This window comes from Companilactobacillus bobalius (assembly GCF_009764355.1).
Genome location: NZ_LNUA01000033.1, coordinates 37,756 through 53,884 on the forward strand (window position 1 = coordinate 37,756; position 16,129 = coordinate 53,884).

The 16,129-nt window shown below is 33.9% G+C and carries 14 protein-coding genes; 7 read left to right on the plus strand and 7 right to left on the minus strand.

The genetic code is table 11. The features are described from left to right. Positions 1-27: 27 nt before the first annotated feature. Positions 28-597, minus strand: coding sequence for a cob(I)yrinic acid a,c-diamide adenosyltransferase (locus tag ATN92_RS11620; protein WP_056951843.1), 570 nt, complete (start codon positions 595-597; stop codon positions 28-30). A 148-nt stretch (positions 598-745) separates the two neighbouring features. Between ATN92_RS11620 and ATN92_RS11625 the strand changes: the two genes are divergently transcribed. After that, positions 746-1,465 (plus strand): MIP/aquaporin family protein, encoded by a 720-nt coding sequence (locus tag ATN92_RS11625; RefSeq protein ID WP_056951840.1) that lies wholly within the window; start codon positions 746-748, stop codon positions 1,463-1,465. A gap of 372 nt (positions 1,466-1,837) precedes the next feature. Here ATN92_RS11625 and ATN92_RS11630 read toward each other — a convergent pair whose 3' ends face one another. The 3 genes from ATN92_RS11630 to ATN92_RS11640 are packed head-to-tail and all read right to left on the minus strand — an operon-like array spanning position 1,838 to position 4,963. Continuing rightward, positions 1,838-2,515: an ECF transporter S component gene (locus tag ATN92_RS11630; RefSeq protein WP_056951838.1), complete on the minus strand. Its 678-nt coding sequence runs from the start codon at positions 2,513-2,515 to the stop codon at positions 1,838-1,840. Continuing rightward, complete coding sequence (locus ATN92_RS11635) at positions 2,505-4,109, minus strand: ABC transporter ATP-binding protein (RefSeq protein WP_056951836.1); 1,605 nt, start codon at positions 4,107-4,109, stop codon at positions 2,505-2,507. Before ATN92_RS11635 ends, ATN92_RS11630 begins: the two co-directional genes overlap by 11 nt. After that, complete coding sequence (locus ATN92_RS11640) at positions 4,043-4,963, minus strand: energy-coupling factor transporter transmembrane component T (protein ID WP_056951834.1); 921 nt, start codon at positions 4,961-4,963, stop codon at positions 4,043-4,045. Before ATN92_RS11640 ends, ATN92_RS11635 begins: the two co-directional genes overlap by 67 nt. A gap of 118 nt (positions 4,964-5,081) precedes the next feature. Between ATN92_RS11640 and ATN92_RS11645 the strand changes: the two genes are divergently transcribed. Both ATN92_RS11645 and ATN92_RS11650 read left to right on the plus strand, forming a co-directional pair. Next, a complete protein-coding gene (locus tag ATN92_RS11645) occupies positions 5,082-5,462 on the plus strand; it encodes a DUF4430 domain-containing protein (protein WP_056951831.1) in 381 nt (126 codons plus the stop codon). A 171-nt stretch (positions 5,463-5,633) separates the two neighbouring features. Continuing rightward, positions 5,634-6,659, plus strand: coding sequence for an SLAP domain-containing protein (locus ATN92_RS11650; RefSeq protein WP_056951829.1), 1,026 nt, complete (start codon positions 5,634-5,636; stop codon positions 6,657-6,659). A 36-nt stretch (positions 6,660-6,695) separates the two neighbouring features. Here the strand turns inward: ATN92_RS11650 and ATN92_RS11655 are convergent, their stop codons facing one another. Continuing rightward, positions 6,696-7,532: a helix-turn-helix domain-containing protein gene (locus ATN92_RS11655; protein WP_056951827.1), complete on the minus strand. Its 837-nt coding sequence runs from the start codon at positions 7,530-7,532 to the stop codon at positions 6,696-6,698. A 557-nt stretch (positions 7,533-8,089) separates the two neighbouring features. On the opposite strand from ATN92_RS11655, the gene ATN92_RS11660 reads away from it, so the two are divergent. Both ATN92_RS11660 and ATN92_RS11665 read left to right on the plus strand, forming a co-directional pair. Further along, positions 8,090-9,094 carry a sensor histidine kinase gene (locus ATN92_RS11660; protein WP_158106610.1) on the plus strand — a complete coding sequence of 335 codons (1,005 nt, stop codon included), beginning with the start codon at positions 8,090-8,092 and terminating at the stop codon, positions 9,092-9,094. Continuing rightward, positions 9,094-9,855: a LytR/AlgR family response regulator transcription factor gene (locus ATN92_RS11665; RefSeq protein ID WP_056951823.1), complete on the plus strand. Its 762-nt coding sequence runs from the start codon at positions 9,094-9,096 to the stop codon at positions 9,853-9,855. The genes ATN92_RS11660 and ATN92_RS11665 overlap by 1 nt, the downstream gene beginning before the upstream one ends. A 49-nt stretch (positions 9,856-9,904) precedes the next feature. On the opposite strand, the gene ATN92_RS11670 is transcribed toward ATN92_RS11665, so the two are convergent. Then, entirely contained in the window at positions 9,905-11,269 is a 1,365-nt protein-coding gene (locus tag ATN92_RS11670) for an NCS2 family permease (RefSeq protein WP_411762954.1), read from the minus strand. 355 nt (positions 11,270-11,624) lie between these two features. Between ATN92_RS11670 and ATN92_RS11675 the strand changes: the two genes are divergently transcribed. Both ATN92_RS11675 and ATN92_RS11680 read left to right on the plus strand, forming a co-directional pair. Next, on the plus strand, positions 11,625-12,647 hold the full coding sequence (locus tag ATN92_RS11675) for an SLAP domain-containing protein (RefSeq protein ID WP_056951819.1): 1,023 nt from the start codon (positions 11,625-11,627) through the stop codon (positions 12,645-12,647). 126 nt (positions 12,648-12,773) lie between these two features. Beyond that, positions 12,774-14,081, plus strand: a complete 1,308-nt coding sequence (locus tag ATN92_RS11680; RefSeq protein WP_056951817.1) for an ABC transporter transmembrane domain-containing protein — start codon at positions 12,774-12,776, stop codon at positions 14,079-14,081. Here the strand turns inward: ATN92_RS11680 and ATN92_RS11685 are convergent. After that, on the minus strand, positions 14,043-16,127 hold the full coding sequence (locus ATN92_RS11685) for an ATP-dependent Clp protease ATP-binding subunit (RefSeq protein ID WP_056951815.1): 2,085 nt from the start codon (positions 16,125-16,127) through the stop codon (positions 14,043-14,045). The genes ATN92_RS11680 and ATN92_RS11685 overlap by 39 nt on opposite strands. Between the last annotated feature and the right edge of the window lie 2 nt (positions 16,128-16,129).

Sequence of the window (16,129 nt, forward strand, 5' to 3'; positions counted from 1 at the left end):
CAAAAGCAAATAGGTACAATTCTTATGCTATCTAAAAACAGGTTTACTATTACGATATTGAATATCGTCTACTCCATCCAAAACGTTGCTATATCTAGCTGCGGCAAAGAAGTAGTCAGACAAACGGTTAACAAATTTAAGCACATAATCATTGATTGGTTCCTCTTGCATCAAGGCAACAATCTCTCGTTCGGCTCTTCTAGTTACAGTTCTTGATAAGTGTAAATTAGAGGCTGTTTTCGAACCACCAGGTAAGATAAATTTTTGAATGGCAGGAACTTTAGCAGAATAATCATCAATTTTCTTTTCTAACCAGTCAACCGCTTTGTTATCCTCTGTAAAAATAAATTCATGCTTTTTATCAGTAGCTGAAATTGCCAAATCAGTTCCACAGTCGAACAACAATTGTTGGATTTCCTGTAATTCATCTTTTAAAACTAAATTTTTCTCAGACAAATTAGCAATCACTACACCAACTAAGGAATTCAATTCGTCAATTGTTCCGTACGATTCAATTCTTTGGGCTGATTTATATAAAACATCATTACCAATAATTCTAGTTTTACCTTTATCTCCAGTACGTGTATAAATTTTCATATTTGATAGTCCTCGCTTAATAATTATTCTTCTTAACAACTATACCAAGAAATAATGTTTAAAAGATGACTATTCTTAGCATTCTCAACTTTATCTAGATATAATCAATTTATGCAACCGATATCAATATGGATGGGAGGTAAGTTTTATGCATGACAGTTTAACATTACAATTACTCGGGGAATTCATTGGAACACTAGTATTAGTTCTACTAGGTGATGGCGTTGTTGCCGCAGTTAGTTTGAAAAAATCTAAAGCTGAGGGTTCCGGTTGGATTGCCATTTCTCTTGGTTGGGGATTAGCCGTAACCTTAGGTATTTATTGCTCAGCCTTTCTAAGTCCAGCACATTTGAATCCCGCTGTAACTTTAGGAATGGCTATCGCAGGCGTCTTCAATTGGAGTTACGTAGTTCCTTACATGATTGCCCAAATCTTAGGAGCAATCGTTGGAGCCGTGATCGTCTGGATCAATTATTACCCACATTGGCAAGAAACTAAAGATTCTAAAGCTATTTTAGGCGTTTTCGCCACAGGTCCAGCTATCAGAAACTATCCAATGAACTTCATCAGTGAATTTATTGGGACATTTGTCTTAGTCTTTGCCCTATTAGCCTTTACTAGAGGTAAATTCACTCAAGGATTAAATCCAATCGTTGTAGGACTTTTAATCACTGCTGTTGGATTCTCACTTGGTGGAACTACTGGTTATGCTATTAACCCGGCCAGAGACTTAGGACCAAGAATAGCACATCAAATTCTACCAATCGCTAACAAAGGTGACTCTGATTGGAGCTACAGTTGGGTACCAATTCTCGGACCACTAGCTGGTGGAGCTATCGGTGCTTTAGCATATCTATTGATTCCTTAGTTCTGGTATTTTTAACATTACAAATATAGAAATTTTAAATCAAAAAAACAGCCTCCATTAAGTATTCAAGACTTTGCTTGAATACTTTAATAGAGGCTGTTTTTATTTTACTAGAACAAATCACCTTACAAAATTACGTATTTACCTCAAGTAAAATAATCAAAATACCATTTAGTCTGGAGTAAGAATTGGAAATGTGTTCAGCTATGACATTATTGTTAGCGGCTTTGCCGCTTACAATAAGGCTGATCTTAGAGATCCATAATTTTGCCAAAGGTAAAATTATTAGCTTCAAGTCACGCCCATAGTGTTCCAACGCATTTCCAATTCTTGCGGAAGACGGAAATTTAAGTATATTCGTACCTTTAATTATTAGTTATTATTCTTAAATAAATCATACTTTTGTTGGTAATTACCAAACAGCTTAATCCAACGCTTACCGACTAATAATAGTAGAACGGCAGTAAAGATAGCATGAACAACATCGAAATAAAAACTTGCTGCCAGAGAAGCCAAAATGCTCTGCCAACTAATTGGGTTCACAAAACCAATAATATAGTAAATATCCATAATCCAGCCCATAATAAAGCCTGATAAAAAGCCCCAGAGGACTAACTTCCAAGTAGAAATATCTTTTTTCAACATCAATCCTGATATCAAACCAATCAAACCTAAGGCAAACATTTGCCATGGAGTCCATGCGCCTTGGCCGAAATACATATTCGATGTTAAAGCGATGATTGTTCCCATCAAAAAGCCCGTTTCTGGTCCACTGACAATAGCTCCCAAAATTAAAATAAATAGTTCTGGTTTAACTGCTGGGATAGCCGCAAAGATAATTCTTCCCACTACCGCTAAAGCACAGATAATTGCTATAAAAACAATTTCCCGTGAAGTATGAGGTGACTTCTCAAACTTCCAGAAGTAAATACCCAAAGTTAAGATTAAAAATCCAAAAGAAAAGAGTAAATAGTTTTTACTCGAAAATACAGCCATTAAGGCTAATACTAAAATTGCTAAACCTAGCAATGAAATTGATTTACGATTCACTTCGTTTAATATCCTCCCACGATAAGGCTAATGGAAAAGTTTCCCTTAATGCCTTGTTAATTTCTGTTGTATAGAAAAACTTATCCTTGAAAAAGACCGTTGGCGTTGTGAATTGACTGATCTTACCATCAAACATCATCGCTATTTGATCGAAGAATCTTGCCGCAAATAATAAATCATGACTATTCACGAATACTGTCCCGCCAGTCTTTTGAAACTGATTCAACATTTGACCCAATTCTAATTTCTTATTAGGATCTAATCCTTTAGTGGGTTCGTCCAAGAACAATATTTGAGGGTTCTTGATGAAACCTAGAGCCAAAGCTAAGAATTCTTGCTGACCACCGCTCAAGTCATAAGGACTCGTCTTCTCCAAACCTTTTAGAGAAAACTTTTCTAACACTGCTTCAAAAGTAGTGTCACGCCTACTCAATTGTAGTTGATATTTGATTTCCTCAGCTACCGTATCCTCCATAAACAGGATAGCCGGATTCTGTGGTAAGACGAAAACTTTCTGATAGAAATCATTTTGAACCTTATGACCAGCAAACAAAATCTTGCCCGATTGAGGCTTCAATTGTTGCGTCATCGTCTTTAACAGCGTCGTCTTCCCCATCCCATTAGGCCCAATGACACAATAGGATTGACCTCTTTTCAGCTCAAAACTAACATTGTTGATAATCTGTGGACCATTGAAGTCAAAGCGAAAATTCAAACGTTTGATCTCCAAAATATTTTCAGCGGTAGTGTCGACCAAAATTTTGCGAGGAACACTCTTTAATGATGTCCTGTGCTGATTTATTAGGAGCCCAACCTCTTTATTGCTCAAAGGCAGTTGTTGGTCTGTAGGAAGATTCAGCTCCAAAATCAAACGATCAACTTGAGTCAAATAATTTTTGAGATGAGGATTTTGATAGATATCACGCAACCCTTTATCCACCGGTGCATCCTCAATCAAGCTGCCCTCTTCCATGACTAGTAATCTGTTGGCATAGCGAATTGCACGATCAATCTCATGCTCAACCAGTAATACCGTGACATTCAACTCTTCATTAATTTTATGTACCACCTGTAATAGCTTTTCAGCTGCAATGGGGTCTAATTGTGAAGTCGGCTCATCCAATAACAAGACCTTCGGCTTCAAAATTAAGGCACTAGCCAAGTTGACTAATTGCTTTTGACCACCAGAGAGACGTTTTTCATTGATATCCAACAAATCAATAATTCCTAAATAACTGGCAATTTCCGTAATTCGTAACTGAATCTCATTTTGACTGCAGCCTTGATTATCTAAGACAAACTTCAATTCATCCCGCGGGGTTTCCATGACCATCTGATTGTCAACAAATTGTGAAACATAGGCAAAATTATTATTGTTCAATGACAAGTCAGTCACCAATTCACCTGATAGAACTTTTCCCACCGCTAAATCAGCTAACATTTGTTTCAATAAAGTACTTTTGCCACTACCAGTTTCACCAATTAATACGACAAAATCCCCCGTTTGAACGGAGAAATCAATATTTTTTAACGATACTTTTTGACTGTTGTTGTATTTGAAGCTGTAATCTTTGAAATGTAAAATTTCCACCATAAGTAATTTACCCCTCCAAATATAACTGGTAATAAAATTAAAATCATGTTGATCAAAAGTAAAATAAGTTCTGAATTAGTAAAAATCAGTTGAACATCGATTGAGCCCAAATTAATGACTCCAACTTTACCAATAACCATCACAATATCAACAACCAAACCCGACACCATCAAAATTGATAACAGAAAATCGGCACCTCTGTATTCCAGCTTACCAATACTTTTTTGATGATTATTGAAACCACGCAAAATTAATGTATCTGAGACGTTCATAAAACTAGCGACAGCTTTATTCAAAATAATCTCCATTAGATCCATCGTCGACTTTAATTTAGATTGTTGTACCTCATTTTGAATTCGAAACTTTCTAATCGACTTCGTTTCATTATAAATTTGAATGATCCGTGGAATGAATTGAATCGTCAAAATAAAGATCAATGCTACATTTTTCAACAAACTAGACAACAACTCAAAGACTGTTTTTACTCGAATCAGAGCATTATAAATATAAAAAGCCCACAACAAATTTACAAAAGATATACCCAAAATGAACCCATTAAGCAGTGATTCTTGTGTGAGCTGAAACGAATAAAACTTCCAAAGTACATCTTCTCCACGTTGATTCAAAATTAGATTAAACGCAAAGGTCACAATAAAAATTACGCAAGAAAATTTAAAATATGTTTTTATTTTCTCACGGTTAACCAGAATAGCCATAAAGATTAAAGCTATTAAATTGATAAGAGAAATAATTGGATTATTAAAGAGGAGTGCTATTAGAATAATTCCCAGCAAGTAGACAAAAATTGTCACACTATTGGTTCTTTTTTGAAAGTTTAAAATCAGCTTATTCATCATCGCACCCCTTTTTCAATATTCCTATTTTAACTTATTCACGAAAAAAATCTATTTGATTCATTTGGATTTTTCTTTGTTATAATAAAAATCGTTGTACAAATCGAGGAGGAAAATAATGAAAAAGATTACAGCATTTTTATTGTCATTATTAATGTTACTAGGGGTATTCGCTCCAGCAACTGCAACAACCGTTCAAGCTAAGGCTTCCAAGAATATCAAAGTTACTTACACTTTGAAGAAGAACAAAAAGAAGATTGCCAAGAAAACTATCACATTGAAAAAGAATGCCACTGTTACTGATGGTCTTAAAAAGGGCTGGAAAGTTAACGACAAAGGCGGCTTTATCTCAGCTATCGACGGTCACAAACAAAATAACAAGAAGAAAATTTACTGGACATTCACTGTTAATGTCAAACAAGTTAACGTTTCAGCTGACAAAAAGAAATTGCACAACAAAGACAAAGTTGTTTTCAAATTATCAAAATATAACGGTTAATGATTAAATTGAAATATGAGATGAGGATAAATTTAATATCTTCATCTCATATTTTTTTGTGGAAATAAGCAATTTATTAAGTTAAGTTTTCTTAATAAAGATAATAATTCTCTTTCATTATATTAAATAGTGCTATTTTATACTTGAATAATATATTCGGAGGGATTAATTATGAATAAAAAGAAAATTGTTTTAGCCTCAACACTTGCTGTTTTATTAGCCCCATCTATTCTTAATAATTTACCTACAAATCAAACTGTTCATGCTGCCAATACTCAGCTAATTGGAACTGTCAGACGTGGTGGTGCCGCCACGGTTAATGCCAATGGTAATTACGTTCGTGGTGGTTACTTAGGGAATTTCACTTCATGGAGATTAGGTCAAAGAATCACTATCGGTGGCAATCCTTATTATGAAGTCGCAACTAACCAATACGTTGATGCCACAGCCATGAATATCAGCAATGGTACTCAAGTAATCAATCCTGTTCAAAAAGAAGTTTCCTATGTTAATGCTGTTAAATCTATCACTGACAATAATGCTACTGTAGTTAACGATAATGGTTACAGCTTAGGAGTTACCCTTCCTAATGGAACTTCATGGAAAGTCGACCAATACAAAGTTATCAACGGTTACCCATACTACCGTGTCGCTACTAACGAATGGGTCAAAGCTTTGAACTTCACTTCTGACAACAACGGTACAAGTAACACTAACAATACTGTTGCCAATACTACTGCTCAAAAGACCATTACTCTTCGCACTAATTCAGTCATCTACAATGGCTTAGGTCAAAACATGGGTAGAACTTTACCAACTAACAGTTCCTGGAAAGTAGCTCAAGAAAAAACTATCAACGGTCATCAATATTACCAAGTAGCTACAAATGAATGGATTCTAGCTACCGAAGATAAGAACACTTCTATCTTCAGTAACGGTGCAGCTACTGGTACTTTAACTAAAAACGTTCAATTATATAACACCGCTTCAAACTCCATGACTAGATCACTTTCAGCTGGAACTTCTTGGAAGATTTCTAGCGTTGTAGAAAATAGTGCCGGTTACTACTTTGCACAAGTATCTAACAACGAATGGATTCCATTAGGCGGATCAATCTTCAGTGATGGACTACTTCAACAAGAGTTAGCCAACTCAGCTACTTACGAACCAAGTTTTGCTATCAGTCTTTTCAAATAATAATCGCAAAAAAATAAGGCAGCCGTTTGGCTGTCTTTATTTATGTTCAATTTTCTCTTGGAGCTCATGATTGTTTAATACATCTGCACAATAAAAAGCTCGATTCTTATATAACTGTTGTTTAGCTTTATCATCATCCGCTTGATAGACTAGATAAAGATTGTAATTCAACTCATCTATAAAATAGGATAAATAATTATCATTGGCAAATTTCAGACCACGCTCCAAAATACTTTTTGCCGAATCAAATTGCTTTATTTGTAAGTAAGCCTTACCCACCATTTTGGCAAGAAAAATCACCTCTAAACCACTGGCATTATTAACATTAAGATTCTCTTTCAAAGAATTACTGATCAAGCTGAGATAATAATCAGCTTCACCGAAATGTTCTTGACGATAATATATCTTACCTTTGAATAAATATGACATCAAAGTATAAATATTATCTTCATCCGTCTTAGTTTCTCGCAAAACTTTATCAAAATGGAAAGAACTCAATTCAAAATTACCAGCTTTGAATTTAACAACGCCAAGAATAAAGTCACACTGTGCTCTATCTTTAGCTTTAATTTTATCTTGAATCAAAGCAATTTTGTCTTCAATCGAATCTAAATTACCTAAAAGAACATCTTTTTCGATATCATCCAAAATAAAAGTTTGTTCAGGTTTGGAATCACTGGAGAATTCACTAAAAATATCATTCAGAGAAAGATCCAAACGCTGACAAATTTTTATCAAGACATCCATTTGAGGTGTCATATTATGCTTTTCCATTTTGCTAATAGTATTTTGATTACACAAACCACTAGCCAAGTCGCTTTGAGTTAGATTCAAACTACGTCGTTTATCATAAATTACTGATCCTAAGAACACGTCTCTACCTCACTAATCATTATTACAAGTTAGTATAATTGTACCATTTGGAATTATATTTTACCTTTTAACGTAATTTCTTAATAAAGAATTTTTATATGATATACTACGTTGTTTGAGATTTTTATAAGAAAGGAAAAAAATATGTTTGACTCTTTACAAATTTTAGCAAATTTCGATTTACTCAGAGATATGAGTCACCATTAAATATAAAGTAAGGAGAATTAAAATTGGAACAATTTATAATACCGTCTTGGTTAGTTCTTGATTTTTCAAATACTTTATTAATGTATATATCAATATTTCTATTAATTCCTAACTTATACTCAAAAAGAAATGTAATATTATCTTTTTCTTTGAGTTTACTGTTTACTTTTATTGATTTTTATTTTCCTAATGCTTCGTTATTGCTTACTTTCTTTACATACCTCTTATTTTTAAAACACTCAAAATTGAATATAAATTTACCAATTCAAATCATTTTATTCTTGGTATCTTTTTTATTAACTTCCCTCACCCAAGGAATAGCTAGTTACTTTGTAATAAAAGTTTTTAACTTGGGATTTAGTGTTTATTCATTTACAACTTTATTAGGAACAATTCTACTAACATTAATAAACTATACTTTAACATTACTAATTATTATCATTCTAAAATTTATATTGCATTTAGACACTATTCAAAATATTATTCATAACAAGACAGTAACTAAAATGGCTCTTTTATCAACTATCGTAATAACCGTCTCTTATGCATCATTAATATTAATGTCTAGACATGAATTTAATCAATTAACCTATTTAAAAACAACATTATTAGTCAGTTTAATGTCTACTATATTTATAGTAATAGGAAGCATCATGTTGGTAATGGGATACATGAAAGAAGTGAGATCCAAATATGAAATTAGACATCTGAAGGAAAGAAATTTATACATTGAGGAACTTGAACGAAAGAATACTGAATTGAGAAGATTCAAACACGATTACAAAAATCTCCTTACATCATTATCGGTTTCATTAAGATCTAACAATTCTAATAACGATTCTATTCAACGGCTTCTTGATTATGCAGATAGTAATGTTGATATGACTTCAACCGTTGAAAATGCTAATTTATATCATCTTAATGACGATCTAGTTAAGGGAATTATTATTACAAAATTAGTAGCTGCAAAAAATAAGCATATTGAAACCAACTTTGAAGTAGATCAAAGTATCCTCATTCCTAAAGCTTTATCGGTTGAAATAACTCGTATTCTGGGAATTCTTTTTGATAATGCTATTGAAGCATCCCTATTAACTAACAATCCTGAAATAAGTTTTGCTCTTGTTGTATTTGATGGTTATCTAGAATTCATTATAAAAAACAATATTGCCTCATCTGAAAAAATCAATTTGGATCAAATTTACCAAACTGGTTATACATCTAAAAAAGATCATAATGGTTTGGGACTATCGACTGTTAATAAAATCATTCATTCAAATAGTAATCTACTCTTACAAAACAAAGTTAAAGACGGTTACTTTTCAACAATCCTAACTGTATTGGAAGATAAATAATGCTACTTAATATAATAATTTGCGAAGACGACAGAACCCTTAGAATGTACTATCAATTAATAATCAAGGATTACATTAAATCTCATCCGGACATTGATATGAAAATTATGTTATCTACTGGAAATCCTAATGATGTAAATATTTATTTAGACAACAATCCAAAAGAGATGAAATTCTTTTTACTGGATATTGAATTTCCTAATTCAAAAATAAGAGGTATAGATTTAGCCACTAAAATTAGAAAAAATGATTTGAACGCTAAAATTGTCTTCATTACGACACATGAAGAACTGATGCCAATGATTTTTGAACGAAAAGTAGAACCTCTGGATTATATTACTAAGGAAAAAGGAATTAATAATATTAAAAGAAAAATATACACTGATTTAGATATCACTGTTGAGCGATTAGTCAGACCACAGAATAAGCGATTAAAAGAATTTAATTTCCGAATTGGTTCAAAACAGTATAATTTCGATATTGATAAAATTAATTATTTTGAATCTCTAGAAAATACAACCAACGTATTCCTACATGCAATTAATCAAAATATCGAATTTCCCGACACATTAAAGGCTATTTCAAACAAAGTTCCTTATTTCTACCGGGCCCACAAAAGTTTATTAATCAATCCTGACAATATTCAGTCCATAAATAAACAAGAACGTAAGATTTACTTCAAAGATGGTTCATCTTGTGATATATCAAGAAGAAGGTTAGTTGATTTTTCTCGTGAACATCCGGATTTAATTGAAAGATAAAAAAGTCCAATTGCTTCTATACAGTAATAGAAACAATTGGACTTTTTGATTAAGCCAAACTAGCTTTTGGCAAAATATTAATAATGTATAGCAAGATAACGAAGACAACGAACAATCCGTACATAATTGGATTAATTTCTTTTCTCTTACCTGCGGCTAACATTGTAATTGGATAAACTAGGAATCCGAAAGCAATTCCGTATGAAATGTTATATGTTAGTGGCATACCAACGATTGTTAAAAATGCTGGTAATGCAATTTCGAATCTATCCCATTGAATTCCACGCATTGATTGTGCCATCAAAGTACCAACGATGATTAGTACTGGTGCTGTAACATTACTTGTTACGACTGACAACAATGGTGAGAAGAACATTGATAATGCGAACAATACTCCGACAGTGATTGATGTTAACCCAGTTCTACCACCGACAGCAATACCAGCTGATGATTCAACGTATGCTGTTGGAGGAGTTGTTCCAAAGACGGCACCACTGACCATTGAGATAGAATCAGCCATCAAAGCATGACCAATTCTTGGCATTTTACCATCTTTGTCTTGCATGACATCAACTTGTTCAGCTAATCCGATCAAAGTACCAGCAGTATCAAAGAAAGCTACTAATAGGAAAATGATAACTACGGCCCACAATTGAGGTTCCTTGATATCAACAATATGTGCCACACCAACACCAAAGGTTGGTTTCAAACTAGGTATTCCTGAAATAATATGTGCTGGTGCTGGAATTAATTTTGTTACCAAACCGGCAACTGTTGTGAAGACCATTCCGATAAAAATTGATCCTGGAACCTTACGTGCCATTAAGATTGCTGTAACTAATAATCCGGCAATTGTTAACAATGTGGTTGGGTTAGTAAATGATCCAATCGCAACAAGTGAATCTTTACTTGCTGTAATCAATCCCCCACCTTGTAAACCAACGAAGGCAATGAAGATACCTAATCCAGATGCAACCGCCAACTTCAAATCCTTAGGAATTGCGTTGATAACTACTTCACGAATCTTCATCAATGAAAGTACTAAGAAAATCAAACTGGCAACAAATACTCCGGCCATAGCTGTTTGCCAAGGGATTCCCATCGCAATAACAACTGAATAACTAAAGAAGGCATTATCACCTAAACCTGGGGCAATGGCAATCGGATAATTAGCCAAAATTCCCATTAAAACTGAACCAACTACGGCAGTTAATGCGGTAGCTGTGAAAAGTGATCCTTTGTCCATCCCTGAGTCTCCCAAAACTTGAGGATTAACAAACAAAATGTAAGCCATTGAAACAAAAGTAGTTAAACCAGCTAAAATCTCTCGTCTAACGTTCGTTTTGGCTTCTTCCAAGTGAAACAAGCGCTCAAGTAAGCTCAAGTTTCCCCTATTATCTAATGAATTCAATATAATTCGCCCCTTGTAAAATAATAAACTTTTGAGAACTCATATAGTATTACAGACTTTAAGTACTTTTTCAAGCTAAATAAAAACTTTTATATAGTTTTTCACTAATATTGTTCGTATTCAGTAATAATTTTATTTATTTATACTATTAATAAACATACTAAGGACCATTTTTCTTAATATTATCAGTTAAATTCAAAATATTCATTTCATGAACTATATCATGGATATATGAATATCTAATACGTATTTTACCGAACGATTAAGTTTTTATTAACATGGTCTATTTATTAAGTTAAAAAAATATGGTAGTGGTAATTTGTAATTGGATAATACATTAATTATAGGGAGATTAATTATGAATAAGAAAAAAATTGTTTTAGCTTCTACTCTTGCTATTTTACTTGCTCCTGCTGCCTTAAATACATTACCAACTACACAAATCGTTCATGCTGACACTCAATTGATCGGTACCATCAGACGTGGAGGTGCTGTTGCCGTTGATGGTAACGGTCACTTTATCAATGGTGCTGCCTTTGGTAACTTTACTTCATGGAAACTTGGTCAAAGAATTACTATCGGGGGTAATCCTTACTATGAAGTGGCAACCAACGAATATGTTGATGCCAGCTCTATGGATATCACACAAAATGGAAAGTTACTCAATCCAATCAATAATCAAATTTCCTACATCAACCGTGTTGAAACCGTTGGTAGTAAAGCTGCTACTATTGTTAATAATAATGGTGCTGCCACAGGCGTAACTCTACCCGCAGGATCAGCTTGGAAAGTTGATCAAGTTAGATACTTTAATAGTTATCCATACTACCGTGTCGCAACTAACGAATGGGTCAAAGCACTAGACTTTAATGTTGCATCTTCAGTAAACAATGATAGTCAGACTGTTACAACTACACCAACAGCACATCAACCAATTACATTACGTACAAACGCTACTCTATATAATGGTAATGGTGTTAGTCTAGGAACAACTCTACCAAAGGGTTCTTCATGGAAAGTTGCTCAAGAAAAGACCATTAATGGACATCAATACTATCAAGTTGCCACTAACGAATGGGTCCTAGCTACTGAAGATAAGAATACTTCTGTATTCAGTAAAGGTACTGCTACAGTTACTTTGGCTAAACCAGTTCAACTTTACGATACTTCAAGCAATTCAATGACTAGAACACTTCCAGCTGGATCATCATGGAAAGTCAACGCTACTGTTGAAAATAGTGCTGGTTACTTCTTTGCTAAAGTTTCAAACAACGAATGGATTCCACTAGGTAGCTCAATTTTTACTGACAATGTCTTACAAGAAGAACTAGCTAACTCATCTGCTTACGAACCTTACTTTGCAATTAATCTTTTTAAATAATTGAATTGAGATGATTGAAGTTACAAAACGTCTCCTTAATTGGGAGACGTTTTTTATTTTTCTTTTAAAATTAATTATTAAGTCTATAATTAAATTAAAATAATTATAATTATAAAGGAAATACTAATGTTATTATCAAAATACTTTAAGCTGGCCAAATCTAAATCCCTCTTTTTACTAATTCTGATTCCAATTGCATCGGCCATTGAGATTTCCGTTTCATATCTACTTCAATTAATTACCGATACCGCTACCGGTAAAGGATTTTTATCCTATATCAACCTAGTTTCCGTCGTCATTATTTATATTATTGTTGATGCCTTAGTCTATTTTGCTTCATCATATCTTGAGCAAACGACCTTAAACGACATTATCAGCGCTATCAAGAATAAATTACTCTCAGCCATGTTTCGACAAAATACCGGTGTTGGTCACGATGTTAAAAAAGTAACTACCGACTACTACAACGATTTTACTTCCACCACTGACATTCTTCGTTCTGACTATCTTCAAGGCAGTATCAACTGTTATAAAGAAATTTGTCAATTTGTTATTGCGATAGTCTTATCACTAATGATCAAACCAGCTTTGAGTTTCGTCATTATCCTGCTCTGCATCCCCGGACTCTTCTTACCTTTCTTTCGACAAAAAAGTCTGAAAAAGAATAAACATCAATTGATTAATATCTCTGAAAAATATACTGGACGTTTACAAGATATCACCAATGGTTTGCGAACCATTCAGTTATTCAATCTCCAAAAAATTCTTACTCATATCTTTCAAAATCAAAACTCCGAACTATTAAAAAGTCAAAACAAAGATCAGTTGACCCGTAAACAGATTGGCGGTATCAGTCAACTTCTAGATAACTTCTTGTACCTAGGAACTTGGGTTGTAGGTATCTACTTCGTCCTCCAAAAGTCGATCACTTTAGGACAATTAGTTGCCTTTTCTCAACTGATGATCTTCATTTCCGAACCAATTCAATCCGCATCCGGTTTAATCGGTGACGTTTTAGGAGGCAAAGAAGCCGCTCAAAAAATCAATTCAAAAGTAAATGTTTCACCTGAGAAAAATAAATTCCTGACACTTCCAAAATTGAAATCACTCAATTACGATAACGTCTCCTTCAGTGATCAACAAAAGAATATTCTGAAAAACATTTCTATAAATTTTGATTCCACTAAACATTATTTACTAGTTGGTAAAAGTGGCAGTGGAAAATCTACCCTAATCAATCTGCCACTTAGTCATACTAACTTTATCGGTAGGATTCTTCTAAACAATTATCCCTTGAACCGTTACAGTTTGATTGATATATTTGAACAAATCAACTTACTAGAACAAGTTAGACAAAAAAAGTACCGTTACAACGTTCGTAACGGTACTTTTTCATTATTTAGCTTCAGAAATTTTAATAGTCCCATCAACTAAATCAGCTTGTAAATTCTTTACATCAAGATGATCGAGATAGTATTCAGCAACTTTATCTCTAATCTGTTGTTCGATAACTCGACGTAATGGTCTTGCTCCCATGGCTTCATCGTAACCTTCATCAATCAACCATTCCTTAGCTTCAGGAGTAATCTTCAAAGTGATATTCTTCTTAGCCAAGTTGGTATTCACATCATCAATCATTAGATCAACGATTTGATTCAAGTCGTCTTTGGATAGATGAGTAAATTCAACGATACCATTGAATCTATTCAAGAATTCAGGTTTGAAGTATGGTGCCAACTTATCCATCAACTTCTTATCTTTATCAGTATTATCACTGAATCCAGCATTGGAAGTTGCGATAATGATTGTATTCTTGAAATCGACCACGTTACCTTGACCGTCAGTTAAACGACCATCGTCCATTACTTGTAGAAGCAATGTTAAAACTTGTGGGTTAGCTTTTTCAATTTCATCTAATAATACGATGGAATATGGATTACGACGTACTTTTTCAGTCAAAGTATTGCCGTTATCTTCATAACCTACATAGCCAGCAGATGTACCGATCAATTTAGATACAGCGGTTAAATCAGAATACTCACTCATATCCAAACGAACGATAGCATTCTTATTACCAAACATATCTTTGGCCAACTGTTTTACTAATTCAGTTTTACCAACACCGGTAGGTCCGACAAATAAGAAACTACCAATTGGACGATTGCCATCATCAAAACCAGCACGGTTACGACGAATGGCACGTACAACCATATCTACGGCTTCGTTTTGTCCAATGACTTTGTCTTTTAATCTCTTACCCATTCCCTTTAAATGCTCAATATCATTAGCACCCATTTGAGAAACAGGGACACCAGTCAATCTTTGAACTGACTCTGCAATATCGTTAACTTTTGCTACTGGCTCATCAGAATTTTCGTCACCCTTATTGAGTTTAGCCTGAAGATCTTCAATTTGTTTCTTCAAACTAGCGGCCTTTTCATAATCTTCTTTCTTAGCAGCTTCTTCCTTATCCTTCTCAGCTTGTTTCAATGACTTTTCCAAACTTACTTTGTCAGTAACCGGATTTCTAGCTGCCAAGTGAGCAGCGGTCATATCAATCAAATCAATTGCCTTGTCAGGTAAAGATCTTTGAGGAATATATTGAACTGAATAATCTACAGCAGCCTTTAAAACTTCATCTGATAATTTAACATGATGATGATTTTCGTAGGCTTTACGTAGTCCCTTCAAGATAGCCAATGTTGCTTCTTTACTTGGTTCATTGATTGTTACATCGTTGAATCTTCTTGCTAGAGCAGCATCTTTCATGATTGTATTACGATACTCATCTTGAGTAGTTGCACCAATAATGGAAATTTCACCACGGCTCAAGGCTGGTTTAATAATATCAGCCAAACCCTTACTACCGGAATCAGAGCCTGAAGATCCGGCACCGATAATTTGATGAATTTCATCGAAGAATAATACTACATTGCCTGCCTTTTTAACTTCTTTCAGCAAATTTTGAATATTTTCTTCGAATGATCCACGATACTGTGTTCCAGCTTCAAGAGATGATAGATCAATTGAAATAATCTGCTTATCCTTGATTGCTTCAGGTACGTCACCTTTTACAATGGCCTGTGCTAAACCTTCAACTACCGCAGTCTTACCAACACCCGCATCACCAACTAAAATTGGATTGTTCTTAGTTCTACGACTTAAAACTTCTGCTGTTTCTTGAATCTCTTTATCACGACCAATAACTGGATCAAGAAGTCCTTGTTGAGCTTCTTTAGTCAAATTACGACCGAGCTTCTCTAAAATGGTACCTTTTTTATTTTTACTATTATCACTAATTGGAATATTTTGTCCTATAGTTCTTGCCTCTTGATATTTTGCTAATTCTTCTGGAGTCAACTCATGACCATTCACATAATACTTAGCCTGCGAATTACCGTTTTGTTGATTCATCAATCTATTAAATATTTCGTCCATATTATCGTTAAATGGATCGTCGTCCCAAAATGATCTTGCCATAT